The organism is Holophagales bacterium (assembly GCA_016699405.1).
Lineage (GTDB): Bacteria > Acidobacteriota > Thermoanaerobaculia > Multivoradales > JAGPDF01 > JAAYLR01.
The window spans coordinates 3,505,531-3,529,059 of record CP064972.1 but is presented as its reverse complement, the minus strand read 5'-3'; the positions used below and the strand labels follow the sequence as shown (position 1 = coordinate 3,529,059).

21 protein-coding genes and 1 tRNA gene are annotated in these 23,529 nt (G+C 67.3%); 1 reads left to right on the top strand and 21 read right to left on the bottom strand.

All coding sequences use genetic code 11. The features are described from left to right. Positions 1-22 precede the first annotated feature (22 nt). The 15 genes from ptsP to IPJ17_14500 all read right to left on the bottom strand — a co-directional run bounded on the left by ptsP (position 23) and on the right by IPJ17_14500 (position 16,245). The gene (gene ptsP, locus IPJ17_14570; protein QQR72713.1) at positions 23-1,795 is read right to left on the bottom strand and encodes a phosphoenolpyruvate--protein phosphotransferase; all 1,773 of its coding nucleotides are present in this window, start codon (positions 1,793-1,795) and stop codon (positions 23-25) included. Continuing rightward, positions 1,792-2,061: an HPr family phosphocarrier protein gene (locus IPJ17_14565; protein QQR72712.1), complete on the bottom strand. Its 270-nt coding sequence runs from the start codon at positions 2,059-2,061 to the stop codon at positions 1,792-1,794. Before IPJ17_14565 ends, ptsP begins: the two co-directional genes overlap by 4 nt. 12 nt (positions 2,062-2,073) lie before the next feature. Then, complete coding sequence (locus IPJ17_14560) at positions 2,074-2,517, bottom strand: hypothetical protein (protein ID QQR72711.1); 444 nt, start codon at positions 2,515-2,517, stop codon at positions 2,074-2,076. A gap of 8 nt (positions 2,518-2,525) precedes the next feature. After that, entirely contained in the window at positions 2,526-3,359 is an 834-nt protein-coding gene (gene rapZ / locus IPJ17_14555; protein ID QQR76187.1) for an RNase adapter RapZ, read from the bottom strand. Between the two features lie 19 nt (positions 3,360-3,378). Then, complete coding sequence (gene hprK, locus IPJ17_14550; protein QQR72710.1) at positions 3,379-4,350, bottom strand: HPr(Ser) kinase/phosphatase; 972 nt, start codon at positions 4,348-4,350, stop codon at positions 3,379-3,381. 8 nt (positions 4,351-4,358) lie between these two features. Continuing rightward, complete coding sequence (gene raiA, locus IPJ17_14545; protein ID QQR72709.1) at positions 4,359-4,910, bottom strand: ribosome-associated translation inhibitor RaiA; 552 nt, start codon at positions 4,908-4,910, stop codon at positions 4,359-4,361. Positions 4,911-4,925: 15 nt separating this feature from the next. Beyond that, the gene (gene rpoN / locus IPJ17_14540; GenBank protein ID QQR72708.1) at positions 4,926-6,389 is read right to left on the bottom strand and encodes an RNA polymerase factor sigma-54; all 1,464 of its coding nucleotides are present in this window, start codon (positions 6,387-6,389) and stop codon (positions 4,926-4,928) included. 17 nt (positions 6,390-6,406) lie between these two features. Continuing rightward, positions 6,407-7,144: an LPS export ABC transporter ATP-binding protein gene (lptB, locus tag IPJ17_14535; GenBank protein QQR72707.1), complete on the bottom strand. Its 738-nt coding sequence runs from the start codon at positions 7,142-7,144 to the stop codon at positions 6,407-6,409. Further along, positions 7,141-9,087 carry an LPS export ABC transporter periplasmic protein LptC gene (gene lptC / locus IPJ17_14530; protein ID QQR72706.1) on the bottom strand — a complete coding sequence of 649 codons (1,947 nt, stop codon included), beginning with the start codon at positions 9,085-9,087 and terminating at the stop codon, positions 7,141-7,143. Before lptC ends, lptB begins: the two co-directional genes overlap by 4 nt. 10 nt (positions 9,088-9,097) lie before the next feature. After that, the gene (gene recJ, locus IPJ17_14525) at positions 9,098-10,807 is read right to left on the bottom strand and encodes a single-stranded-DNA-specific exonuclease RecJ (protein ID QQR72705.1); all 1,710 of its coding nucleotides are present in this window, start codon (positions 10,805-10,807) and stop codon (positions 9,098-9,100) included. A 17-nt stretch (positions 10,808-10,824) separates the two neighbouring features. Continuing rightward, the gene (locus IPJ17_14520; GenBank protein QQR72704.1) at positions 10,825-11,778 is read right to left on the bottom strand and encodes an acetyl-CoA carboxylase carboxyltransferase subunit alpha; all 954 of its coding nucleotides are present in this window, start codon (positions 11,776-11,778) and stop codon (positions 10,825-10,827) included. A gap of 59 nt (positions 11,779-11,837) precedes the next feature. Continuing rightward, the gene (gene priA, locus IPJ17_14515) at positions 11,838-14,285 is read right to left on the bottom strand and encodes a primosomal protein N' (protein QQR72703.1); all 2,448 of its coding nucleotides are present in this window, start codon (positions 14,283-14,285) and stop codon (positions 11,838-11,840) included. A 13-nt stretch (positions 14,286-14,298) separates the two neighbouring features. After that, positions 14,299-14,895 carry a tetratricopeptide repeat protein gene (locus IPJ17_14510; GenBank protein ID QQR72702.1) on the bottom strand — a complete coding sequence of 199 codons (597 nt, stop codon included), beginning with the start codon at positions 14,893-14,895 and terminating at the stop codon, positions 14,299-14,301. Continuing rightward, the gene (locus IPJ17_14505; GenBank protein QQR72701.1) at positions 14,892-15,644 is read right to left on the bottom strand and encodes a hypothetical protein; all 753 of its coding nucleotides are present in this window, start codon (positions 15,642-15,644) and stop codon (positions 14,892-14,894) included. Before IPJ17_14505 ends, IPJ17_14510 begins: the two co-directional genes overlap by 4 nt. 67 nt (positions 15,645-15,711) lie before the next feature. Beyond that, positions 15,712-16,245, bottom strand: a complete 534-nt coding sequence (locus IPJ17_14500; GenBank protein ID QQR72700.1) for a CarD family transcriptional regulator — start codon at positions 16,243-16,245, stop codon at positions 15,712-15,714. Between the two features lie 191 nt (positions 16,246-16,436). Here IPJ17_14500 and IPJ17_14495 point away from each other — a divergent pair. Further along, a tRNA-Leu gene (locus tag IPJ17_14495) sits at positions 16,437-16,523 on the top strand. Positions 16,524-16,742: 219 nt separating this feature from the next. Here the strand turns inward: IPJ17_14495 and IPJ17_14490 are convergent. From IPJ17_14490 to IPJ17_14465, 6 genes are all read right to left on the bottom strand, one after another. Next, positions 16,743-17,471: an ABC transporter ATP-binding protein gene (locus IPJ17_14490; protein ID QQR76186.1), complete on the bottom strand. Its 729-nt coding sequence runs from the start codon at positions 17,469-17,471 to the stop codon at positions 16,743-16,745. A gap of 104 nt (positions 17,472-17,575) precedes the next feature. Further along, positions 17,576-18,265 carry a YIP1 family protein gene (locus IPJ17_14485; GenBank protein ID QQR72699.1) on the bottom strand — a complete coding sequence of 230 codons (690 nt, stop codon included), beginning with the start codon at positions 18,263-18,265 and terminating at the stop codon, positions 17,576-17,578. Between the two features lie 26 nt (positions 18,266-18,291). Beyond that, positions 18,292-19,947: a TolC family protein gene (locus IPJ17_14480; protein QQR72698.1), complete on the bottom strand. Its 1,656-nt coding sequence runs from the start codon at positions 19,945-19,947 to the stop codon at positions 18,292-18,294. 60 nt (positions 19,948-20,007) lie between these two features. Then, positions 20,008-21,030 (bottom strand): ABC transporter ATP-binding protein, encoded by a 1,023-nt coding sequence (locus IPJ17_14475; GenBank protein QQR72697.1) that lies wholly within the window; start codon positions 21,028-21,030, stop codon positions 20,008-20,010. Further along, on the bottom strand, positions 21,027-22,010 hold the full coding sequence (locus IPJ17_14470) for an ABC transporter ATP-binding protein (GenBank protein QQR72696.1): 984 nt from the start codon (positions 22,008-22,010) through the stop codon (positions 21,027-21,029). The genes IPJ17_14475 and IPJ17_14470 overlap by 4 nt, the downstream gene beginning before the upstream one ends. After that, positions 22,010-23,509 carry a leucyl aminopeptidase family protein gene (locus IPJ17_14465; GenBank protein ID QQR72695.1) on the bottom strand — a complete coding sequence of 500 codons (1,500 nt, stop codon included), beginning with the start codon at positions 23,507-23,509 and terminating at the stop codon, positions 22,010-22,012. The genes IPJ17_14470 and IPJ17_14465 overlap by 1 nt, the downstream gene beginning before the upstream one ends. Positions 23,510-23,529: the final 20 nt, after the last annotated feature.

Sequence of the window (23,529 nt, the reverse complement as noted above, 5' to 3'; positions counted from 1 at the left end):
GCTGAAGCCGTCCCGTCAGCTTCTACGAGTCGACCGGGCGGCTCGCTGACGGGGTGCGGCGGACTCTCGAGAGCTCTCGTTCGACTTCGGCCGCGGTGCCCAGGTCGAGGCAACGCTCGGCGCATCGCTCGAGCTCCCGAACATCCAACTCTCGCACAAGTCGACGCAGGGCAGGAACCGTTCTCGGGTTCAGCGACAGCCGGCGGAGCCCAAGACCGATCAGCAGGGGAAGGAACCTCGGGTCGCCAGCCATTTCTCCGCAGAGGCTGGCGGGAATCCCGGCGGCGTTGGCCGCCCGGACGGTCATCCGAATCATTCGCAGCAGGGCTGGATGAAGGGGCTGGTAGAGCTCCGAGACGTGGCGGTTGTTCCGGTCAACGGCGAGCGAGTACTGGATCAGATCGTTGGTGCCGATCGAGAAAAAGTCCGACTCACGTGCGAGCGCATCGGCGATGAGCGTCGCTGCCGGGACCTCGATCATGATCCCGACCTTCAGGTCGCGAGCGACTTCTCTGCCCTCGGCACGTAGCTCACCGGCCAACTCCTCGACCAGGCCGCGGAATTGTCGCAATTCCTCGAGGCGGCTGACCAGCGGAGCCATCAACCACACCTCTCCGTGGGCCGAAGCGCGAAGGATCCCGCGCAGCTGGGTCCGGAAGATCACGGGACGCGCGAGGGTCAGGCGGATGCCCCGCAGACCGAGCACCGGGTTCTCTTCGTCGAGGTGCATCATGTCGCGAGCGAGCTTCCTGCCGCCGAGGTCGTAGGTGCGGATCACCGCCGGGAAGGGCGAGGCGCCCTCCGCCAGCTGCCGGTAGGCCTGGTAGTGCTGCTCCTCGGTCGGCAGGCTCGGCTCGGTCTCCATGAAGAGGAATTCGCTGCGGTAGAGTCCGATGCCTCGCGCCCCGAATCGCGTGATCGCCTCGATCTCCTCGGGAAGGTCGATGTTGGCCATCAGCTCGATCGCGACTCCGTCGGCCGTCACGCAGGGCTGCTGCGAATCAACTTCGCTCGCCAGATCACATTCTTCCTGCTCGCGCTGGACCTGGCGATAGCGCTCGAGCGTCTCGTCACCCGGATGGAGGATCAACGACCCGGCGCTGCCATCGAGGACGACCGGGTCGTCGGTGGTGACGAGCCCGGTCACGCCCGCCAACCCGCAAACCGCCGGGAGGTGAAGTGAGCGCGCGATGATCGACGTGTGGGAGGTGAGCCCGCCGCTCTCCACGGCGAATCCGACGACTCGACCTCGGCCGAGTCGGATCGCCTCCGAAGGAGTGAGGTCGTCGGCCACCACGATCACGTCGCCCTGGAGCTCGGAGAGCTCGTGGTGGCCGACACCCTGAAGCGTGCGGAGCAGCTGGCGACTGACGTCTTCGACGTCGTGACTGCGCTCCCGGAGGTAGGGGTCCTCCATGCGCTCGAATCGGCTGATCAGCTCGGTCGAGGTCTGGTGAACCGCCCACTCCGCGTTGACCCTCTCCTGGCGAATCCGTTGTTCGATGAATCCGACGAACGACGGGTCGGCCAGCAGCAGGGCGTGCGCGGTGAAGATTGCCGCCAGCTCGTCGCCGAGGAACTCCCCTGCCTTGCCGTGGGTCGCTTCGATGGTGTCGTGGGTTCCTGCGACGGCTTCGCGGAATCTCGACAGCTCACCTTCGATGGCATCGTCCTGCAAGGGGAACCGGACGATGTCCACCGTGCGGCTGAGGATCGAAACCGCGTGACCGATCGCCACGCCTTCGGAGACGGCAAGGCCGGAAAAGACGCGCGTCGCTTTCCGACTCTCGCTCACTCGCCCTCTCCGAATCGGTCAGCGAACAGGGCTTCCAGCGCCTCGGCCGCCCGGCCTTCGTCCTCCCCGTCGCATCTCAGCGAGAGTCGAGTTCCTTGCGGCACGGCGAGCAGGAGGATTCCCAGGATGCTCTTCCCGTCGACCTGTTCGCCGTCCCGGCTGAGGGTGACCTGGCTGCGGAAGGACCCGGCAAGATGGACAAGCTTGGCCGCGGCTCGGGCATGCAGTCCGAGGCGGTTGACGACAGCGATCTCCTTCTCGATCATGGGGCTCCGGTCCTAGCTTTCCGAGTCGCCGTCTACGGTTCGCGGATGCGATTCGGCGGCTGGCGGATCGGCGCGACGGATCGCCCTCCGGCCCTTGACCTCGATCCAGTGCGCCAACTCGGTGAGCGAACGTTGTTCAGGCTCTGCGCATCCGAGGCGCACCACCATCGGCAGATTGACACCGGTCACCACCTCGACGCGCCCCGGCTCCTGAAAACTGGCAGCCGCTCGTGAGGGCGTGTCGCCGTGGAGGTCGGTCAGCACCAGGACGCCTTCGGTGCCAGGGGCGAACGCGGCGATCTCGGCGGCGATCTTCGTTCTCGCCTCGTCCCAGCCCTCGGTCCACTCGAGAGAGAGCGCCCGAACGTTCTGCAGCTCACGGCCGAGGATCGTCTTCGCCGTCTCCAGGAGCTCCGGAGCGAGGTGACCGTGAGTCACGATCAGAATGCCGCGCATCGCGTCCCTCAGCGCTCGATGTCTCGATGGATGAGCCGGACGCTCCACCCCGCGCGGTCGAGCGCCGCAGCCAGCCGCTCCGCGACCGCCACAGAACGGTGGCGACCCCCGGTGCAGCCCACGGCGATCGACAGATAACGCCGGTTCTCTCGGCGATACCTGGGCAGCAGGTAGACGAGGAGATCCGACAGGCGCTGCAGGAGCTCGCCGAAATCGGGTTGGTGGTCGAGGTAGATCTGCACCGGCTCCTCTTGTCCGGTCCGTTCCCGCAGTCCCGGCACGAAGTGCGGATTCGGCAGGAATCGAACGTCGAACACCAGGTCGGCGCCGTAGGGCTGACCGTACTTGAAGCCGAAGCTGATCAGCGAGACGACCATCGAGTGGCCGGCGTCCTCCGGTTCGGCGAATTCGCGATGAATTACCCCGCGAATCTCGTGGATCGACCACTCACTGGTGTCGAGGACGAGGTCAGCTCGTCCCCGGAGCTCGGAGAGAAGCTCGCGTTCGCGGCGGATCCCCTCGGCGAGCGGAGCGTCCGGAGCGAGGGGATGCGGCCGCCGCGTCTCGGAGAACCTGCGGATCAGCACCTCGTCGGAGGCCTCGAGGAAGAGCAGCGTCGCCTCGACCCGCTGGCGGTCGATCTCCTCGAGCAGGTCGGGGAACTCCTCCTCGAACCCAGAGGTCCGGACGTCGGCAACCACGGCGATCCGGTCCCGACCCTCCACGAGCTCCGAGGGGCGGGCGATGAACTGACGCAGCAGCGGGAGCGGCAGGTTGTCGACGCAGTAGTAGCCGAGATCCTCGAAGCACTTGGCGACCGTGCTCCGGCCGGACCCGGACATCCCGGTGATCAAGGCCAGTCTAACGGGCGCCGAGGGCACGTCGGTTCCGCTCAAGCTGCTCCTCCAGCTTGCGCGCGAAATCGCGCGCGGAGTTCGTCCCCAGGAGCTTCAGGACATGGTTGCGGGCCGCGATCTCGACCAGGATCGAGATGTTTCTTCCGAGAGCGACGGGCATGTGGATGAACGGGATCGGCGTCTCCAGAATGCTGTAGACGACCTCGTCCAGGCCGAGCCGCTCGTAGTGCTTTCCCTCGACCCAGTGTTCGAGCTCGATCACGAGGTCGATCGTCTTGCGCTCGCGCACCGAGGCCAGACCGAAGAGCTCCTTGACGTTGACAATCCCGATGCCGCGAAGCTCCATGTGGTGTTTGCACGGTCCCTCGGCAAACCCGACCAGGTCGCCGCTCGGGTACCGCTTGATCGTCACGCGATCGTCGGCCACCAGACTGTGCCCGCGAGTGATCAGGTCGAGAGCCGACTCGCTCTTCCCCACCCCACTGCCGCCGATGAGCAGGACGCCGAGACCGAAGACGTCGAGCAGCACGCCGTGGACGTGGGTGGAAGGAACCAGGTGATCCTCGAGGAAGTAGCTGAGCCGCTTGATCACGTGCGACGAGAGCGCTCGGGTCGTCAGCATCGGCACTTCGCGCCGGCGACACTCCTCGAGCAGGTCGGACGGCGGCGCGAAACCCTTGGTGACGATGAAGACCGGAACGGGAAGCTCGGCGATCTTCTGACACCGTTCCGCACGAAGCTCGGGCGAGAGCGTCGCCAAGTACTCGACTTCGCTCTCGCCGACGATCTGGACGCGCCCCGGCTTGATGTAACGGAAGTATCCGGCAAAGGCCAAGCCGGGCTTCTGGACGCGCGGATTGGTGATGCGGTTCTCGAGGCCGCCCTCGCCGGCGAGCAGCGAGAATTCGAGCTCGCGGAGCTCTTCACCCAGCAGTTCGCGGACGCGAACGTGAGCCGGCTCGCCGGTGCGGTCCATGGTCTGGCTCAGAGCTCGGGTGCGATGAGGCCGAAGTTGTCGTCCTTGCGGCGATAGAGGACGCTGACCTTCTCGGAGGTCGCGTCGCGGAAGACGACGAAGCCGTGTTCGGAGTCCTCGAGGGCCATCGCCGCCTCCTCGAGGCTCATCGGCTTGATGGGCATGTGTTCGGTGCGGAGGACCTGCGGCCCGCCGTCATTTCCGAGCGTCGCCGGCTCGACCACCGAGACCGGCCAGTTCGCCACGCGCTCGGCTGCCCGGTTCGCCCGCCGCCGGCGGTCGACGCTCTTCTGCCGGCCGCGCTTGGCCTGTTCCTCGACCCCGTCGATCGCCGACTCCAGGGCTTCCTGCGCGTCGTGGCTCTCGACGTTCGAGTGGAGCTCGCCGGCACGGTGAGCGACGTGGAGGTCGCAGGTGAAGCGGAACTTCTCCTGGCTCAAGGCCACTCGCGCTTCGACCGGATCGGAAAGGAACTTGGCCACCTTCGCCAGTTTCTTCGCGGTCAGGCTCTTGAGACGCTCGTCCAGCTCGAAGTTGCGTGCCACGTAATCGATCTTCATGGCTCTCCTTTCGACCTAGAACACCTGCTTGCGGTCTGCCGAGGAAGGCATGCCGAGCTCGTCGCGGTACTTGGCGACGGTACGGCGGGCGATGTGAATGCCCTCCCGGTTGAGGATGCGCATCAGGTCGCTGTCGGAGAGCGGCCGCCTCGCATCCTCGGACTCGATGAGCTGCTTGATCTTGCGCTTCACGGTCAGTGACGAGATGTCGTCGCCGTAGTCGCGGTCGATGCCGCTGTGGAAGAAGAACTTCATGGCGAACAGCCCGCGTGGTGTGTGCATGTACTTGTTCGACACCACCCGACTGACGGTCGACTCGTGCATTCCGATGTCCTCCGCCACGTCGCGGAGCACCATCGGACGCAAACGGTCCAGGCCATGGTCGAGGAAATCGCGCTGCTGGCGGACGATCGACTCGGCGACCTTGTAGATCGTCCGCTGGCGCTGATCGAGGCTCTTGATCAGCCACACCGCACTTCGCATCTTGTCGCGGATGAACTGCTGGGCGTCCGCCTGCTTCCCCTCTTGACGCATCCGCTGGAGCATCCGCCGGTAGGAGCGACTGATGCGCAGGCGCGGGAGCCCGTCGTCGTTGAGCTGGACGACGTAATCGTCGCCGATCTTGACGACGACGACGTCGGGTTCGATGTACTGGGCGCGCTCGTGAGCGAAGAGCCGACCAGGGCGGGTCTCGAGGGTCCGGATGATCGCCACTGCCGGCTCGAGCTCGTGGAGCTCGACACCGAGCGCCTTGGCCACCGCCTGATACTGCCGCCGCAGGAGAGGCTCCCACATCTCGGCGACGATGCGATGCGGCAGCGAGCTCGGGGCGAAGCCGCGGGCGATCAGCTGGCGCTGCAGACTTTCGCGCAGGTCGTTGCACGCCACGCCGGGCGGGTCCATCTGCTGGATGGCCCGGAGCACTTCGATGACCTCCTCGGGCTCGAGCGGCGGCGTCGCCGTCTCGTTGCCGAGAAGCCGGATCTCCTCCGGCGTTGCGACGAGGAAGCCGTCGGGATCGAGGTTGCCGATGATCAGCTCGGCGATGTCGCGCTGGCGCGGGGTCAGCGCCGACATGGCGACCTGCCACTGCAGGTGGTCGCAAAGGTCGGGTCCCTGCGTCAGGGTGTTCTCGAGCGGCGGCGCCTCGCGATACTCGCGCTCGCCCGGCGGACCGTAGAGCTCCGAGTCGTCCCCGAAGTAGGCCTCGAAATCGACTTCGGCAAGCGCCTCCGGCGCCTGCACTTCGACTTCGGACTCGGCGACCTGCTCGCGAACCGGCGCTGCCTCATCGACCGGTTCGACGGGCGGGGCCGTCTCCTCGACCTCTTCGAGCAGCGGGTTCTCGACCAGCTCCTGCGAAACGACGCTTTCCAGCTCGAGGCGGGTCATCTGCAGCAGCTTGATCGCCTGCTGCAGTGACGGCGTCATCACCAGTTTCTGCGAGAGCCGCAGGGAGAGTTTCTGTTCGAGAGCCATCGACGATGCGCTTCAGGTCAGAGCCGGAATCCCTCGCCCAGATAGATCTTGCGAACCTGGGGGTCGGTCGAGAGCTCGCTCGGAGAGCCAGCCCTCAGAATTTCGCCGTTGTTGATGATATAGGCGCGGTCGGTGATGCGCAGCGTCTCGCGAACGTTGTGGTCGGTGATGAGGACGCCGATGCCCATCTCTCGAAGGCGCTTGATGATACCTTGGATGTCGAGCACGGCGATCGGATCGATACCGGCGAACGGTTCGTCCAGAAGAATGAAGGAGGGGTTGATGGCCAACGCCCGGGCGATCTCGACGCGCCGGCGTTCGCCGCCGGAGAGCGAGTAGCCCTGGCTCCGCCGCACCTTCGCGAGACCGAACTCCTCGACCAGCCGATCGATCCGCCGCTCCTGCTCCGGATGGGCCAGATCGAGGGTCTCGAAGATGGCGCGGAGGTTCTCCTCCACCGTGAGTCGCCGGAAGACCGAGGGCTCTTGAGGCAGGTAGCTGATCCCTCGTTGCGCCCGCTGGTACATCGGAGCGAGCGTGATGTCTTCGGCGCCGAGGAACACCTGGCCGGCATCCGGTGGCGTCAAGCCGACGACCATGTAGAAGGTGGTCGTCTTGCCGGCGCCGTTCGGTCCCAGCAGTCCGACGACTTCGCCCGAGTGGACCGAAAGCGAGACGTCCTTGACCACCGCGCGTCCCTTGTAGACCTTGCGCAGTCCGGCTGTCCTCAGCTTGATGGCCGGGCTCGCGGTCATTTCGTTTCGCCTCCGGCGCGCAAAGAACCCTTGACGAGGTCGTAGGTGAGCCGCTTTCCGCGCAGGATGTTCCCGGTGCTGTCGCGCATCTGTGCCGGTGAGCCGCTCACGATCACCGTCTTGGCGGCGAGATCGTAGATGGCCTCGTCCCCTTCGACGCGCCGGCCGGCCGCGGGATCCTCCAGTTGGACCTTGGTTCGAGCCACCATCTTGCGGGCCTTGCGGTTCTCGTCGAGCTCGACCTCGACCGAGCCGGCGCGGAGAGTTCGCCCCGCCTGCAGCACGGTCACGTCGCCTTCGTAAAGGAGCTCGCGCTCGCTCTCGCGATACGTCAGCGTCTTCGCGCTGACCTCGACCGGTTCCCGCTTCTCGCCCTGGACGGACTCCTCGGGGTTCCATACGGTCTTCACCGAGCCGCTGGCGGCGAGTCGCTTCTCGGCGTCGTCGGCACGGAGCTGGTCGGCGAAGAGGACCGTTTCGCCTTGATAGGCCTGGACGTCCCCTCGGAAGACGAAGCCGTTGCCAGCGAGCTCGAGGAACGCCTCTTTTGCGCGGACGCGAACCGGCTCGCCATTGCCTCCTTCTGCCAGGGCCGTGTTGGGAAGCATGGACCCGATGAGCGTCGCCTCCACTCCCCCCTCGGCGTGGGCTCGCTCTCCTTCCCGTTGATAGACGACGCGCGGCGCCCTGAGCTCACCCCTCTCGCTGGTGACCCGCACCGATTCGCCGAAAAGCTGCGCTGTTCCGGCGTCAGGCTGAAGGTAGGCACGGTCGGCGGCAGCCCGCAATCGACTGTCGCGGAGGATCACCCCGCCGGTGAGCGTGAGGGCCTCGAGGTGCCGGTCGGCGGCCAGATCCGCTTGCGCGAACTGGGCAGAGGCCAGGCGCAGCAGTTTGTTCTCGGCCCCCGCCTGATATTCCTTCACTTCGGAGCTGCCAACTGTCTCGACCATCGTCAGCGCTCCCGACTGGAAGTGGCCGACGACCCAGCGAGAGAGCAACACCCGGATGAGCCCGTTCGGAGAGTTGGTCACGAGCACCGCGGACTCGCCCTGAGTTCCCTGGATCTCGAGCTTCTCGGGGACGGACTCTCCCGCCTTGAACTGCAGGGTCAGGGAGTAGGCGCTCATGGTGAATGCCGGCGGCGCCTCGGCGTCGGCATCGGGTTCGCGCAGTTCGCCCTCGACCTGGAGGGTCGCTCGCAGGAGCTGCGGCGTCTTCTCGTCCTCGGCGAGAACCAGAACGACATTCTGGGCGCGAAAGCGCGCATTGCCGCCGGTCACCGAGACGTTGCCCTCCGCCCGCAGCTCGTGCGCCTTTCGATCGAGGACCGCACGCTCGGCAAGCAGGAGCAGATTCGCTCCATCGCGGCTCTTGGCCGCGACATTCACCGGCGCCTGAAGTGAGATCGACGCCTGGTCGAGGTCGGCCTTGAGGCCTCCCGCTGTCCCTCGCCCCTCGGCGAAACCGAATTCCACGGCGTTTGGGGCGTCGAGCTGCCGGCCGCCGCTCGCCAGCGTGAGCTCGTTCGTGGTCAACGAGAGCCCTCCCCCGGTCAGGCGCACCTCACCTGTCAGCGTCGCTTCCTTGGATTCGGGGTTGTAGGTCGCCCGGCTGCTTTCGACGCCGTACTCGCGCCCTTCGCGAAAGAGGGTGAGGCCGACCTGGTCGAGCTCGACGAGCCCTTCCGTGGTGGAACGAAAACGGGCTCCCCGCAGACGAAACACGGGCTGGTTGTCGACGACCTGCGTGTAGTCGAAGCCTTCGCTGACCGCGGTCGCGCCCCGGAGGGAGACCGGGGCCGGGGCCGGAGCGGGCTCGAGCGGGCCCGATCGTCCGAGCCAATACAGCCCGCCAAGACCCGCCACGAGGACGAGAATGACTGCAAGCAGAGCACGCCGGAGGTTCCGGAACGGGCTGCGGGACTGCGGACCGACACTCATCAGATGGATTCTATGCCGTGGCGGGATTCTTGCACGCATCGGCGGGCTGGGCATCGATCACGGTGGCACTCCAGCCGCCGAACGCCCGGGGATCCGACCGCAGAGCGACGATCGCCTCGAACGGTTGTTCGAAGAGCGCTCGTCTGGATGCCCAGCCCCACGCGACCAGCCGGATCGCCGGGGAATCGCTGTCGGCGCGCCGACTTTCCACCTCGAGATGATCGCGGCCGAATAGACGCGGTGCCTTCGCCGCCACCAGGGAGCGCAACCGGACGGTTGGTTCCGGGTTGCCTGCGCCGTGCGGAGCCAGCTTTCCGAGCTGGTGCAGCAGGTCGGTCCCGATCTCGGCGGGGCTCAGCTCGAGCTCGTATTCGAGCCGCGGTCGAAGCCACTCCTCGGGCCAGGCGGCGGCGCGATCCTCCCATTCGCCGCGAAGGCGCTCGAGCTCGCCGACGCTCGCGGTCAGTCCGATCGCCTGCGCGTGACCTCCGAACCGCTCCAGGCGCTCTTGCCAGGGCTCGACGAAGCGATGGAGATCGACCCCTGGCACGCTTCGACCCGAGCCGACGGCGGTGCCATCGCTCTGGGCGAGGAGGATCACGGGACGGCACAACTCGCGGGCAAGCCTTCCGGCGGCGATGCCGACGACTCCGCGGTGCCACGTGCGACTCCAGGCCACGAGGATCCGCGGCTCGGTGGCCCTTTCGAGGAAATGGGCTTTCGCCTCGTCGACCGCTCGCAGCTCGAGGCCCTGGCGCTCTCGATTCAGCCGGTCGAGCTGCTCGGCGAGCTCTCGAGCGCGACGTTCGTCGCGCGTGACGAGCAGCTCGAGGGCGAGCTCGGCCGAGGCGAGTCGACCAGCTGCGTTGAGCCGCGGGGCGAGACGGAAAGCGACATCGTCGGCGCGCACCGGAGGAGCGACCTGGGCGACACGCAACAGGGAGCGGAGGCCGGGCGAGCGGGCTTGTGCGAGTGCCGCGAGCCCCAGCGCGGTGATCGTTCGATTCTCCTCGAGAAGCGGGGCCACGTCGGCGATCGTGCCGATACAAGCGATCCGCAGGAGGGCCTCGAGCGGCACCGGACGATCGACTCTCTCGAGAAGGGCGACGGCGAGCTTGAGCGCCAGTCCGACGCCGGTCAGCTCCCTTCCCGCACCGTCGCAGTCTCCGACGTGCGGGTTGACGATCGTGTCGGCTGCGGGGAGGTCCGGACCCGGGAGATGGTGGTCCGTCAGGATCACTTCGATCCCCAGTCGTTTCGCCAGTTCGACGGCCGGAATCGAGGTGATTCCGCAGTCGACGGTGAGCAGCAGCCGGCAGCCGCCCGCAGCGGCCAGCTCCGCGTGGCGAGGCTGGAAGCCGTAGCCGTCTTGGAATCGGTCCGGGAGGATCGTCTCGGTGGCGATGTCGAGGCTGCGCATCACCGTGGCGAGAAGCGCCGTCGCCGTCACTCCGTCGGCGTCGTAGTCGCCGACGATGGCGACCCGTTCGCCGTCCCGGCGGGCCCGAAGGATCCGCTCGACTGCGGCGGCGATGCCAGTCAGGTCGAAAGGACTGCTGAAGTGCTCTCGGGATGGCGCGAGGAACCGTCGCGCGGAGGCGAGTGAGGTGACGCCGCGGCGAGCCAGGAGGATGGCGACAGGTCGCGGGAGTCCTCCCCGCTCCAGCTCGTCGACCACCGGCGGAACTGCCGCCGCAGTCCAGATCGCCGCCACCCGCACGCGAGACGGGTCCAGGATCAGCTTTCGAGGAAGACGCCGAGCTTGCGGAACTTCGACGCGCGGTCCTTCAGGAGCCGATCCGGCTCCTTCCTCTCGAGCTCGCGCAGCGATCGAACGATCGCCTCCCCGACTCGACGACAGGCCGACTCCGGGTCGGTGTGGGCTCCGCCCAGAGGTTCGGGAACGATCTCGTCGATCACTCCCAGGCGGAGCAGGTCGGGAGCGGTGACCTGCATCGCTTCGGCCGCGTCTTCCTTGCGATTCTGGTCCTTCCAGAGGATCGCTGCGCAGCCCTCCGGCGAGATCACCGAGTAGATCGAGTACTCCAACATTAGGACCCGATCGCCGACGCCAATCCCCAAGGCTCCCCCGCTTCCGCCCTCTCCGGTCACGACGACGACGACCGGGACGCGCAGCGTCGACATCTCGAACAGGTTTCGCGCGATCGCTTCGGCCTGCCCTCGCTCCTCGGCGTCGATGCCAGGGTACGCTCCGGGCGTGTCGATCAGCGAGATGATCGGTCGCCCGAACCGTTCCGCCAGCTTCATGACACGCAGAGCCTTTCGATAGCCCTCCGGACGTGGCTGGCCGAAATTGCGCCAGATCCGCTCTTTCGTGCCCCGACCTTTCTGATGCCCGACGATCGCGACCGGGCGGCCGTCGAGGCGGGCAAATCCGGCGACGATCGCGGGATCGTCGCCGAAGGTGCGGTCTCCGTGCAGCTCCACCCAGTCCTCGGTCAGGAACTTGATGTAGTCGAGAGGAAACGGTCGCTCGGCGTGACGCGCGACCAGCGTCTTCTGCCAGCGGTTCAGCTTCGAGAAGACCGCCTCGGTCTCCTTGCGAAGTTGACTGCGCAACTGGCTGAGCTGGCGTTCACGCCCCCCGGCCTCGGGAAACCCCTCGAGCTCTTCGATCCGGCGGCGAAGCTCGAGCAGTCCCTCTTCGAAGTTCCCTTCTCCTGGGCTCATGGCCGGTGCAAAGTAGCAAAGGCCCCGGGTACCGTCAAACGCCGCCAGCGAGAGGAAGGCTACAGGAGGTGCTGCGGATCGACATCGATCACCAGTCCTCGGGGTAGCTTCTGGGGAAGCGATTGCCGCAGAAGCTCGCGAAGCCGGGAGCCCGAGGGGCCGCGCATCAGCAGTTGGAACCGCCATTCGCCGCGCAGTCGCTCGAAGGGCGCGGGAGCCGGTCCGGTCAGCCGGAGGCCCGGTTCGTCACCCGCCACCTGGCGAAGGCGCTCGGCAAGCTCTCGCATCCACTGCGCGGCCGACTCGCGGCGGCGATCCCGCAAGAGAACCTGGATCATGCGGCTGAACGGTGGGTAATGGAAGGCTCTGCGGAACCGCATCTCCTCCCGCGCGAACGCCTCGTCGTCGTGGTCAAGGGCGGCCCGGATCGCATAGTGATCCGGATGGAAAGTCTGGATGACGACCTTGCCCCGTCGGCTTCCCCGTCCAGCCCGCCCGGCGAGCTGGACGAGTTGGGAGTAAGTACGCTCGACGGCACGAAAGTCCGGGAAGGCCAGGTAGCTGTCCGCCGCCAGGACTCCGGTGAGCGCGACTTCGGGAAAGTGGTGCCCCTTGGCCACCATCTGGGTCCCAATGAGGATCCTCGACTCGCCGCGGGCGAACTCCTCCAGGATCTCGGCGACGCTCCCCCGGCGCCGGACCTCGTCACGGTCGAGGACTGCGACTCCGACGCCGGGGAACCGCGCGGCGACCTCGGCTTCGACTCGTTCGGTCCCGCTGCCGATCGCTTCCAGGGCCGCCTCACGGCAGGTCGGACAGCGGCTCGGGGCCGGAAGCGTCGATCCGCAGTAGTGGCAGATGAGGGTGCCATCCCGTCGGTGGAGTGTTCTCGGCAGGCCGCAGTCGTCGCAGCTGAACAGCTCCCCACAGGCCCGGCAGAGCAGCAGCGGAGCGAACCCCCGCCGGTTACGCAGCAGGATCGCCTGGGCGCCGGAAGCCAGCGTCTCCTCCAGCTCCTGCTGCAGACGGCCGGAGAGCAGGAGCCCTCCGGGAAGGCGCGAGAGCGGTTCTTCGCGCAGGTCGACGATGATGCCCTCGGGTAGCGTCGCCTCCCCCACCCGATCCGGCAGCGTGAGCTTCCCGAGCTTGCCGCAGAGCACGTTCCAGCGCGACTCGAGGCTCGGCGTCGCCGAGACCAGCACCGCGGTCGCCCCGGAAGTGCGAGCTCGCATGAGGGCGAGATCCCGTGCGTTGTACCGCGGATCCTGTTCCTGCTTGAAGGCGGCTTCGTGTTCTTCGTCGACGACGACCAGTCCGAGGTCCACGAGTGGAGCGAAGAGCGCTGAGCGCGGGCCGAGGGCGACCGTCGCCACCCCGCTCCGGACCCGTTCCCACTCCTGATGGCGTTCGCCCCCGTCGAGGCTGGAATGCAGCAGGGCGAGGCGTTCGCCGAACCGTTGCCGGGCCGCGCGCGCCAAGCTGGGCACGAGGGCGATCTCGGGCACGAGGATCATCGCGGATCGGCCCAGTGCGAGCGCCCTCTCCGCCGCCTGGAGATAGACCTCGGTCTTGCCGGAGCCGGTGACCCCGGCGAGCAGGTGCGCCGAGAAGGTGCGCGATTCGATCGCTCCGGCGAGGGCCGTGAGCGCCGTCTCTTGAGCGCAGGTCAACGTCGCGGGACGGTCTGCGGAGCCGCGAAGCTGATGCCGATCGAGGGCTAGGCGAAGCGGCTGCTGAAAGGCTCGCAGGATGCCCAGTTTGGCAAGCCGCCGCGGAACGCTCTCGCCGCAGCCGGCAGCCGCCGTCAGCTCCGGAAGCGCAGCCGGGCGACCGAGATCTGCCAGGACCTGGATCACCGAGCGGCCGGCCGGGCTCCGTCCGGCCGCCGCGAGGTGACTCTCGAGAGCTCCTGGTGCGAGCTCGTACGCAGCCTCGAATCGCGCCCGTTGGCGGGCGTCGCCGGAATCGCTTGCGAGGCGTCCTTCGTCGAGCATCCGGTCGACCGTCCGGAAGAGCGCGACTCGATCCTCCCCCGCCGCCGCGAGCGAGCTTCGTGAGAGCCGTCCCTCCGCCAGGAGGCGATCCACCAGCCTGGCCTCGAGCGCGTCCCGAGATACGGCCAGCGCGCCGCTCGAGGTGAGCCAGATCTTCTGAACTCCCCAGGCGGGAAGGTCACCGGGCAGCAGCGAGCGCAACACCTCGCCGATCGGACAGAGGTAGTAGGAGGAAATGAACTTCCCCAGCTCGAGAAGCTCACCCGTGAGGACGGGCTCGGCGTCCAGCACCGCTTCGACCTCGCGCACCTCGACGCCAACCGGTATTGCCCGGTTGGACCGTCCGAGCACGATTCCTCGGAGGCGCCGCCCACCCACGCGAACCGCGACGCGGACCCCCGCCTCGATGCTGTCCTGCAGCGCCTCCGGAACGAGGTAGAGCAGCGGCTCCGGGAGCGGCAAGGGGACCGCGACGTCGACGAGGTTCGCCCCCGGCCCCGGCACTCCCGTCACGAAGCGCGGCGCCTCACGACGCGCCTTGGCGTTTTGCCATCTCCTGCTCGAGCCGGTCGAGCTCTGGGCTGTTCGGCTGGATCTGTCGCAGCTTGGCGATCACGGCTCGGGCCGCAGGATAGTTGCCCTGGTCGAAAGCGAGGACGACGACTTCGTTGAACCGCGACTGCCAGTGCGTCGGCGAAAGAGCCTGAGCCTTCCGGAACGTCGCGAGCGCCTCGTCGAGTCGCCCGCTGGCACGCAAGCAGACGCCGAGATCGGTCAGGACGTCCGGGTTCCCCGGGCGGAGTTTCTCGAATTGCTCATAGAGCTCGATCGCTCGCCCCCAGTTCTGAATGTCGAAATTGGCGTTCGCCAGGGCGACGACCGCATCCGGGTCGTTGGGGTTCTGCTCGACTCGCTTGCGGAGGTTCTCGATCTCCGGCATCGCCGCCCCCCCGCCCATCGGAGCAGGACTGGACGCAGGCATCCCTCCAGGTGCGGCAGCGACGGCCGGGTTCGCACCGAGGCGCGCCGGCTGCCTGGCCGCCATCGACTCGTGGACCAGATACCCCAAGATGAATCCACCCAGCAGTCCGATGCTGAGAAACAGCGCGCTTTCCCGGTTCAATTCCCGCCTCCTGAGGTTGTCGGAGCCTGGCGGAAGGCCACCCAGTTGCCGGCGGCTGGCTCTCCGCTCGAGAGCAAGGTGGAGCGCCAGGTGCCTCGTACTTCCCCTCGGCTCCGGTCCAGCCGCCCTTCGAAGATCAAGTCGGCGCCCTTCATGGTATCGACGCGCTCGAGGGTGAGCACGTCGCCGACGAAGGTGCCGCGGAGGGAGCCGACCGAGCCGGTCGCCGTTCGATAGCTCCCGGTCACGAGCGAAACATCGAGCTCGATGCGAAACTCGGCCACCTGGCCAGAAGGCAGAATCCGCACGGTCCAGTTCCCCGACACCGGATCGGACGCCGTCTCGTCCGCCAAGCCGGAGGTCGATCGATATCGCGCGAGCTCGGCGATCCGCCGGCGCCTCTCGATCATCGTCCGCCGCAGGTCTGCGGCGCTCTTGGCCCACCGGTTCGCTTCGGCCAGGCTCCCTTCGAGCTCTTGTGCCATGCGGGCCAGCTCCGCGGGCGCACTCGCAGCGTCGCCCGTCATCGCTCCGTCGAGCCGTCCGAGGATGTCGTCGGCGGCTTTCCGCGCCGCGACCTCGCGCGCTCGAACATCCTGATACGTGGACGCGTCCTCGTCGAGGAGGCGGCCCTCGAGGTCGAGAGCGGCGTCGATCGAGGTTTGAGCCGGGACCGGAGGGGCGGCTCCGAGAAGAGCCGCCGACCCGAGACCGACCAGCACTCCGACGAGCGGGAGGAGGGATCGCACGAATCGATTGTATAGAAAAAGGGCGGGTCGACGACCCGCCCTTTCGAGGCTCGAAGTTTGCTCCAGTTCAGCCGACAGCGGCCGAAGCGACCGAGCCGGAACGGTGCTTCTTCTCGAGACTCGCCGACAGCGCCCGCTCGACGAGGACCTCGGCGTCCCGTTCGGTGATCTCCTTGACGTGGGCCACCTCGCTGACGATGAAGTGCTTGGCCCGTTCGTACATCTTCTTTTCGCGGAACGAGAGGCTCTTCTTCTGGCTGACGAAACGGAGGTTCTTGAGCACCTCGGCGACATCGGACAGGCGGCCGGTCTTCATCTTGTCGAGATTCTGCTTGTATCGGCCCTTCCAGTCCTTGTACGTATCGACGTTTCCGTCCTCGAGGATCGCGAAGAGAGCGCGAAGCTCCCGCGTTTCGCTCAACGGCCGCAGACCGACGAGCTCGAGGTTCGCCTTCGGGACCATCACCTTCGAATTATTCGACAGCAGCCTGAGGTGGTAGAAAGTCTGCTCGGTACCGTCGAGCCGACTCGGTCCGATCTCCTCGATCACGGTGACACCGTGATTCGGGTAGACCACCTTCTGGCCGACCTTGAATGTCACGATCACTTGACTCCCTTGATTTGCAGCGGCTTGGAGGTCTGAGCTGACTCTCGCCCTACCCTTCCGACCACTGCATTCTACCCAAAAAGGTGGGCTCGGTCAATTCTGACCTGCCGGGGAGGCGTTGGGACGCGTTGACACCCCTCGCCCTCGCCCATAGCATCCCGACGCCGCTCGCTGGGTCACAGATTGCCGGAGTGGCGGAACGGTAGACGCAGGGGACTCAAAATCCCCCGGTCCTTGCGGCCGTGCAGGTTCGATTCCTGTCTCCGGCACCACAACTGTCGCTGCTGCCCGCAGGTCCTGGAAATGGCGGGCCTCCCACGCTCGGTCGTTGACACGCGGTGGCCCTTCCCCACCGCCCGTGCCGCCAAGGGCAAGAGTCGTTGCCGAACGGCTTCGGCGAAACCGTGGCGGACATGCCGGTGGCCACGAGGTCGATCCGCCTCGAGGCGTTCGACCGGAGGCGTGACCCGACCCAGCCTTCGAAGTCTCAGCTAGGCGACCGCCGGTGAGCCCGCGGCTTCTGCCGGTTGCCGCGGATTCGAGCGCGGCGAGCGTTCGTCGCTGACCACCCGGCCGTCGCGCAGCAGGACCCTTCGCTCGGCGTGATCGGCGATGTCGAGCTCGTGCGTCACCAGGATGACCGTGTTGCCAGCGCGGTGCAACTCGTCGAACAGGCCCATGATCTCGGTCGAGGTCGCCGAGTCGAGGTTCCCGGTCGGCTCGTCGGCCAACAGGATGGAAGGCGAGTTCACCAGCGCCCGCGCGACCGCCACACGCTGACGCTGGCCGCCGGAGAGCTCGTTCGGCTGGTGATGGACTCGATCCCCCAGACCGACCCGCCGCAGCGCTTCGAGCGCCCGCTCGCGACGCTCTTTGCGCGGGACTCCCGAGTAGATCAGGGGCAACTCGACGTTCTGGAGCGCATCGGTTCGCGCCAACAGATTGAAGGTCTGGAAAACGAAGCCGATCTCGCGATTGCGGATGGCGGCCAGCTCCTCGTCGTTGAGCTTCTCGACCGCCGTCCCGTTGAGCACGTAGGTGCCTTCTGTCGGCGTATCGAGGCAACCGAGAAGGTTCATGAGCGTCGACTTGCCGCTTCCCGACGGCCCCATGATGGCCAGGTACTCGCCCCTCTCGACCTCGAGGTCCAGGCCATTGAGGGCGCGAACCTGCTCGGCTCCCATGTCGTACAGCTTCTTCACCCCTTGCAGGTGGATCAGGGCCATGACTCGCCTTCCTCGCGCGAACGTCCTGCTTCGTCCCTTGACTACATGTTCCGACTCGTCGTCCGGTCGACGAGCCACACGACGGCCTGGTCAGCGGGTCAGCGCAGCGCTGCCATGCCGACCTTGGCGAGCAGTCCGAGCATCCAGACGGTGACGACGCTGGCGGTGGCGCTGCCTCGCGAGAGCTTGCCCACGGTCTGGAAGCCGATCACCAGGAGCACGATGCACCAGATCGAGAAGAGGTCCACGCTCGACAACAGCGCCTGGCTCACCTTGCCGAGGTCCGGGCTCGCGAAGGCCCCGAGGTTCGAAGCGAGGATCGAGCCGCCCTGCACCTCCTCCAGCGTCACGGACTCCTTGGCCAGGGCGACGGGAATTCCCAGGAGGGCTGCAACGCCGAACGGTACCAGCCCGTGCAGCGTGACCGAGAAGGCCCGTCGGAAGTCGATCTCGCTTCCGAACAGCCGCGAGGCGACGAGGAAGAGCCCTGCAGCTGCCAGGTAGATCAAGGGACCGAAGACGAGAGCGAAGACGACGCTGGAGACCATCGTCATCGTGTGGAGGCGCTCCGGCGTCATCTGCGGCGGCAGCTCCTGATTCGACTGTTCCGCGACGGACCGGGCAAGCGACGCGGGATCGATCTTGGAGATCGAGAACCAGACGGCCACCGTCCCGACCAGCATGAGGACCACCAGGGCCAACGCCCAGGTGGGTTTCTCGGCGATCGACTCGAAGGTCTTGCGGGGCGAGACGATGACCCCGAACAGTCTGCCAAACGAAGATTCCATCGTCAGGTTCTCCCGTTCCGTCGTGTTCAGCGACTCTTGGCCGGGATCGGATCCGAGACGACTTCCACTCCGCTCTCGGGAACGAGGCGGCCCGTCGCTCGATGGAAGACCACCAGCGCCTTGCGGTAGCCGGTGACCGCGTTGGCCAGACGGCTGCGAGCCGAGGTCAGCTCGTCCTGGATCTGCAGAACCTGGAAGCTCGTCGACAGCCCGTTCTCGTACTTCTTCTGTTCGGCTTCCAGGTTCTTCTCGGCCAGGCGCCGCGAGGCGCGAGCCGTCTCGATCGCCTTGGCAGCGGCCTCCACGAGACGAGCGGCCGATCTCACCTCGGTCGAAACGCCAAGCTCGAGCTCCTTCATCTCCGTGTCGTTCTGCGAGAGCTGGAGATTGGCCTGGGCGCTCTTGGCGCGCGCGGTCCGGTTCTGCAACGGGTAGGCGAAGGAGACGCCGAGCGACCAGCCGCGGTAGTTCGCGTCCGCGACCTGCTGGACCGCGTCGCCCCAGCCACCGGTATCGACGCCGATCGGGTGACCGAGCGAGTCGGTGAGGATCACGTCGCCACCCACGCCGTTGAATCCGTAGATCGCCCGCACATCGAGGCGTGGGAGGGTCTGGTTCCGATAGTAGGCCGCGTCGACGGCCAGATTCTGGCGCGTCACGCGCTTGATCGCCACTTCGGGGCGCTCTTGCAGAGCGGTGTCGATGGCCTTCTCGATGGCGATCGGATACGGGCTCGTCTCCGGTGCCGTCTCGGGCACGATCTCGGCAGACCAGAGGTCGCCGCGATCGAGCCCGAGCAACTGCCGCAGACGGTCCTCGGCGTCTCCGACCCCCAACTGCGCGCGGATGATCTCCTCCTCACGCGTCGAGATCCCGACCTCGCTCTGCACCAGCTCGAGCGGCGCCAAGGTGCCGACCTCGACACGCACGCGGTTCTGCTCGTGAAGTTGACGCGCCAGATCGAGACTCGCCTGGGCGACCTCGAGCTGGTACCTCGCGTCGATGAGGCTCCAGTAGGCGTTCTCGACGTCGCGGAGCAGGTCGGTGACCCGCTGGACAAAGGCGAGCCGACTGAGCTCATCGCCGTTGCGAGCGATCACGATCGGTCGCTCGGTGACCGCCTTGCCGAAGTCCCTCAGCAGCGGCTGCGAGAAGGTGAAGTCAAGTCCGGAGTTGTAGGACGGATTGACCAGCGCGAAGCTCGAATTCGTCTTCAGCCGACTATTCGACCAGGCCACGTCGGCGACGCCGCCGGTCGGTACGAGGCGCGAAAGGCCGAGCTGCAGCCCGAGTCGATCGCTCTTCTGGACCTCGGCGCCATCGAGATTCGAAGCGGCAGGGCTGGTGTCGCTGGACGCCTGCGCCGACGATGTCAGCGAGAAATCGTACATCCCCAGAGCCTGCTCGATTCCGAGCCGGCTCCGTTCCCGGTCGTAGCGCTGCACCTGCAGCGACAGGTTGCGCTCGAGTGCGATCGAGATGGCGTCATCGAGGCGAAGCTTGACCTTTCCTTCGACGGCTTGCAGCTCCGGAGCGGTGGTGCTCCGAGCCAGGTTGCTCGAGACCTGCACGGTCTCTTGGGCCGCCTCGACCGACCACGCCCCGAGGGCGAGAACCGCGGCGACGATCAGAGCGGTCCTCCCGCTCCCGGCCGACTGCGACGCACGAAGTTTCGGATTCATCCGTGGGATCCTCATCGATTGGAAAGCTCCTGCTGGCGCCCAGCGCCTATTCATCTGAACCTACGCACCCGGTGGAGAAAAGTTCCGCTGCGGGGCCGCCGATTCCGGCTCGAAGGGAATGCTACCCGGAAAGTGGCACGCCACTCGATGTCCCGAATCGGCGGTCACGAGCTCCGGGCGCTCGGCAGCGCAGCGTTCGCCAGCTCCGAGACAGCGGAGGCGAAACGGACAACCGGCGTCCCGCTGCCCCGCACCCACGGACTCTGCAGGCTCCGGAGGAAGCTGCCGCGATTCGGCCAAGGCGGCAGCCGTCGCGGTCGAGGCTGAGAGCAGCTCGACGGTGTAGGGATGTCTCGGGGCGGCGAAGAGCCGAGAGGTCGACGCCGTCTCGACGATCCGGCCACGGTACATCACCGCCACCCGGTCGGCGAGATGCTCGACGAGCGCCAGGTCGTGGGCGATGAACAGCATCGCGAGGCCGCGTTCGCCTTGGATCCCGGCCAGGAGGTTGACGATCTGCGCCCGGACCGACACGTCGAGCGACGAGACCGGTTCGTCGGCCACCAGGAGATCCGGGTCCGTGGCCAGTGCCCGCGCGATGGCGATCCGCTGACGCTGCCCGCCGGAGAATTCGTGGGGGAGTCGCCGAACAGTGTCTGCAGACAGGCCGACCCGTTCGACGAGGCGAGCGACGGCCAACCGCCGTTCCTCGGGCCCGGCGAGACGGTGGGCCGCCATCGGCTCGGCCAACACCTCACCAATCCGCATCCTCGGATCGAGCGACCCCATCGGGTCCTGGAAGACCATCTGCATCCGGCGCCGCAGCCGTCGCAGCTCGCGGTCTCCGAGCGACAGGATGTCGACCCCGTCGAACCGCACCGATCCGGCGTCGGGCTCGAGAAGGCGCAGCAGGCAACGACCGAGGGTGGTCTTGCCACAGCCTGACTCCCCGACCACGGCCAGAGTTTCGCCACGCTCCAGCACGAGATCCACCCCGGCAAGCGCCAGCGTCGACTGGCCGGTGTTGCCGAGCCGAGACGGGAAGGACCGGGTGAGCCCGGTGGCCTCGAGCAACGGCGTCATGGCTCCCCCGCCGAGACGAGGAGGTGGCAGCGAGCGCCCCGGTCCGTTCCGGTCACGACCCAGGGCGCCCGTTCGAACGAACAGCGCGGCAGCACCCTCGGACAACGCGGATGGAAGGGGCATCCCGGTGGAAGCGCCGAAGGCTCCGGAACCTGGCCCCCGATCGTCGGAAGGCCCCCTCGAGGGTGCCGCTGGCCAACTCGAGGTTGGGCGGCCACCAGTCCGGCCGTGTACGGGTGGCGAGGGGTGGCGAACAGGTCGGAGAGCGGACCCTCCTCGACGACCTCACCCGCGTAAAGGACGTAGGCGCGAGCGCAAATGGCAGCGACGGCTGCCAGATCGTGGGTGATGAGGAGAAGCCCGAGGGTGAGCTCGCGCCGCAGGCGATCGAGGAGTCCGAGGATCCGCAGTTGAACCGTCGAGTCGAGTGCGGTCGTTGGCTCGTCGGCAAGCAGAAACTGGGGGCGAGCTGCGAGCGCGAGGGCGAGCAGCACTCGCTGCCGTTGACCGCCCGAGAGCTCGTGGGGATAGGCGGCCAGGACCTCCGCCCCCCTGGCGAGCGCAACCATCTCGATGAGCTCTGCCGCCGCGGCTGCGGCGGCCCGCCTCCCGAGTGGGTGATGGGCCCGCAGCACCTCGACGAGCTGACTGCCGACGGAGAGCACCGGGTTCAGCGCTCCTGCTGGCTCCTGGAGAACCAGTCCGAGGCGGCTTCCCCGGACCTGCCGATGAGCTCCCGCCGCTTCGGCGAGGAGATCGGTGCCATCGAGGAGGATCCGTCCGGCTCCAATCGAGGCGTGACGAGGGAGCAACCCGAGGATGGCGCGAGCGAGCAGGCTCTTTCCCGAGCCGGACTCGCCCACCAGACCGACCGCTTCGCCCGAGGAAAGGTGGAGCGATACGCCCCGGAGGACCTCCGTCCGTCGCCCTCCGCCGGCCGAGAAGCCGAGACGCAAGGCGTCGACGGAGAGCTCGTTCATCAGGCTCGGGCCGGACGACGGCGGGCCGTGCCCTCGGCGATCCGCGAGAGCCATTCGACGACCAGAGCCACGCCGAACCCGGTGGCGCCCCGACGCACCCGATCCTCCCCGCCGACGTAGGCCGGTCCGGCGATGTCGAGGTGCGCCCAGCGGGAAACAGGTTCGACGAATTGGGAAAGAAACGCGGCGGCGTTGCTCGCGCCACCCCATCGACCGCCGGAGTTGCGCAGGTCCGCGTGGGCCCCCCGCATCTCCTCGAGGAACTCGGCTCCCAGCGGCAACCTCCAGATCCGTTCCCCGGTAGCGTTCGCCGCGTCCGTCAGCTCTTCGGCCAAGGGATCGTCGGGAGTGAAAAGCCCCGCGATGTTCTGCCCGAGCGCGACGACGCAAGCGCCGGTCAGTGTCGAGAGTTCGACGAGCGCGTCGGCACGGTCACTCGCCGCCCAGGCCATGGCATCGGCGAGGATCATCCTTCCTTCGGCGTCCGTGTTCAGGATCTCGACGGTCTTGCCATTGCCGCAGGTCACGATGTCGCCCGGGCGGTAGGCGGCTCCCCCCAGCATGTTCTCGGCAAAGGGCAGGTAGGCGCGGAGGCGCAGGGGCAGCGAGAGCTCTGCGGCGGCCTGGAGCGCGCCGAAGACGGCGCATGCGCCGCACTTGTCCCACTTCATCTCGTCCATGGCGGCTGCCGGCTTGATCGACAACCCGCCGCTGTCGAAGGTCACCCCCTTGCCGACGAGCGCGATCGTCTGCGGTCCTCGGCCCCACTCCAGCCGAACCATGCGAGGCGGGTTCGATGACCCGCGTCCGACCGCCAGGATGCCGCCCATCCCGCGACGCGCCAGCTCGCGCTCGCCGAGCACGGTCACCTTCGCCCCGATTCGACGACCGAGGTCGCGGACCCGCGATGCCATCCAGTCCGGCGTCGCCTCGTTCGGCGGCGTGTTCGCGAGATCCCGAGCAGCGCGCGTCGCTCGACCGACGATCGCTGCGCGGCGGAGGGCAGATCGCCAGCCTCGAAGGTCCCCGGTCGGAGGCACGACATCGATCCGCATCGGCGACCTCGCCTCCGGATCTGCCGAAGTGCGGAAGCGATCGAAGCGATAGCTTGCGAGCGCGAGCTCGCGGAGCATCCTTTCCGCATGAGCTGGCTGGCGCAGGAGCTCCGAGTCCGGAAGCAGCACGCCGAGTCGGGCAGATCCGGCAGCGGCGCCGTCGCGCGCCGCGCGCGTCACCGCCGCGCAGAGCGTCTCGAGCTTCAGGGCTGGAGAGGGACCCAGCCCGCGCAATTCGAGCACCCGGCCTTCGCCCAGTGGATCGGACGTCTCGAGGCGTTCGCCAGCGACGCCACGCGATCCTCTCGTCCGAGCGAGCTCGGTGAAGCGGGCATGCACCCCGGCCGGGAAATGGGACTCGCGGTCCTCGAAGGTGAAGGCGACGAGCCGGTCGCAACCCTTCGGCTCGGCAGCAGCGATTTCGATCCGAAAACCTCGCTCCACGGTTCACCGCCTCGAGTGAC

Bases quoted from the DNA above. Each gene is read 5' to 3' on its own strand.
- IPJ17_14565 (QQR72712.1), bottom strand. From the start codon at position 2,061: ATGATCGAGAAGGAGATCGCTGTCGTCAACCGCCTCGGACTGCATGCC.
- IPJ17_14560 (QQR72711.1), bottom strand. From the start codon at position 2,517: ATGCGCGGCATTCTGATCGTGACTCACGGTCACCTCGCTCCGGAGCTC.
- rapZ (QQR76187.1), bottom strand. From the start codon at position 3,359: ATGTCCGGGTCCGGCCGGAGCACGGTCGCCAAGTGCTTCGAGGATCTC.
- hprK (QQR72710.1), bottom strand. From the start codon at position 4,350: ATGGACCGCACCGGCGAGCCGGCTCACGTTCGCGTCCGCGAACTGCTG.
- raiA (QQR72709.1), bottom strand. From the start codon at position 4,910: ATGAAGATCGATTACGTGGCACGCAACTTCGAGCTGGACGAGCGTCTC.
- rpoN (QQR72708.1), bottom strand. From the start codon at position 6,389: ATGGCTCTCGAACAGAAACTCTCCCTGCGGCTCTCGCAGAAACTGGTG.
- lptB (QQR72707.1), bottom strand. From the start codon at position 7,144: ATGACCGCGAGCCCGGCCATCAAGCTGAGGACAGCCGGACTGCGCAAG.
- lptC (QQR72706.1), bottom strand. From the start codon at position 9,087: ATGAGTGTCGGTCCGCAGTCCCGCAGCCCGTTCCGGAACCTCCGGCGT.
- IPJ17_14520 (QQR72704.1), bottom strand. From the start codon at position 11,778: ATGAGCCCAGGAGAAGGGAACTTCGAAGAGGGACTGCTCGAGCTTCGC.
- IPJ17_14485 (QQR72699.1), bottom strand. From the start codon at position 18,265: ATGGAATCTTCGTTTGGCAGACTGTTCGGGGTCATCGTCTCGCCCCGC.
- IPJ17_14480 (QQR72698.1), bottom strand. From the start codon at position 19,947: ATGAATCCGAAACTTCGTGCGTCGCAGTCGGCCGGGAGCGGGAGGACC.
- IPJ17_14475 (QQR72697.1), bottom strand. From the start codon at position 21,030: ATGACGCCGTTGCTCGAGGCCACCGGGCTCACCCGGTCCTTCCCGTCT.
- IPJ17_14470 (QQR72696.1), bottom strand. From the start codon at position 22,010: ATGAACGAGCTCTCCGTCGACGCCTTGCGTCTCGGCTTCTCGGCCGGC.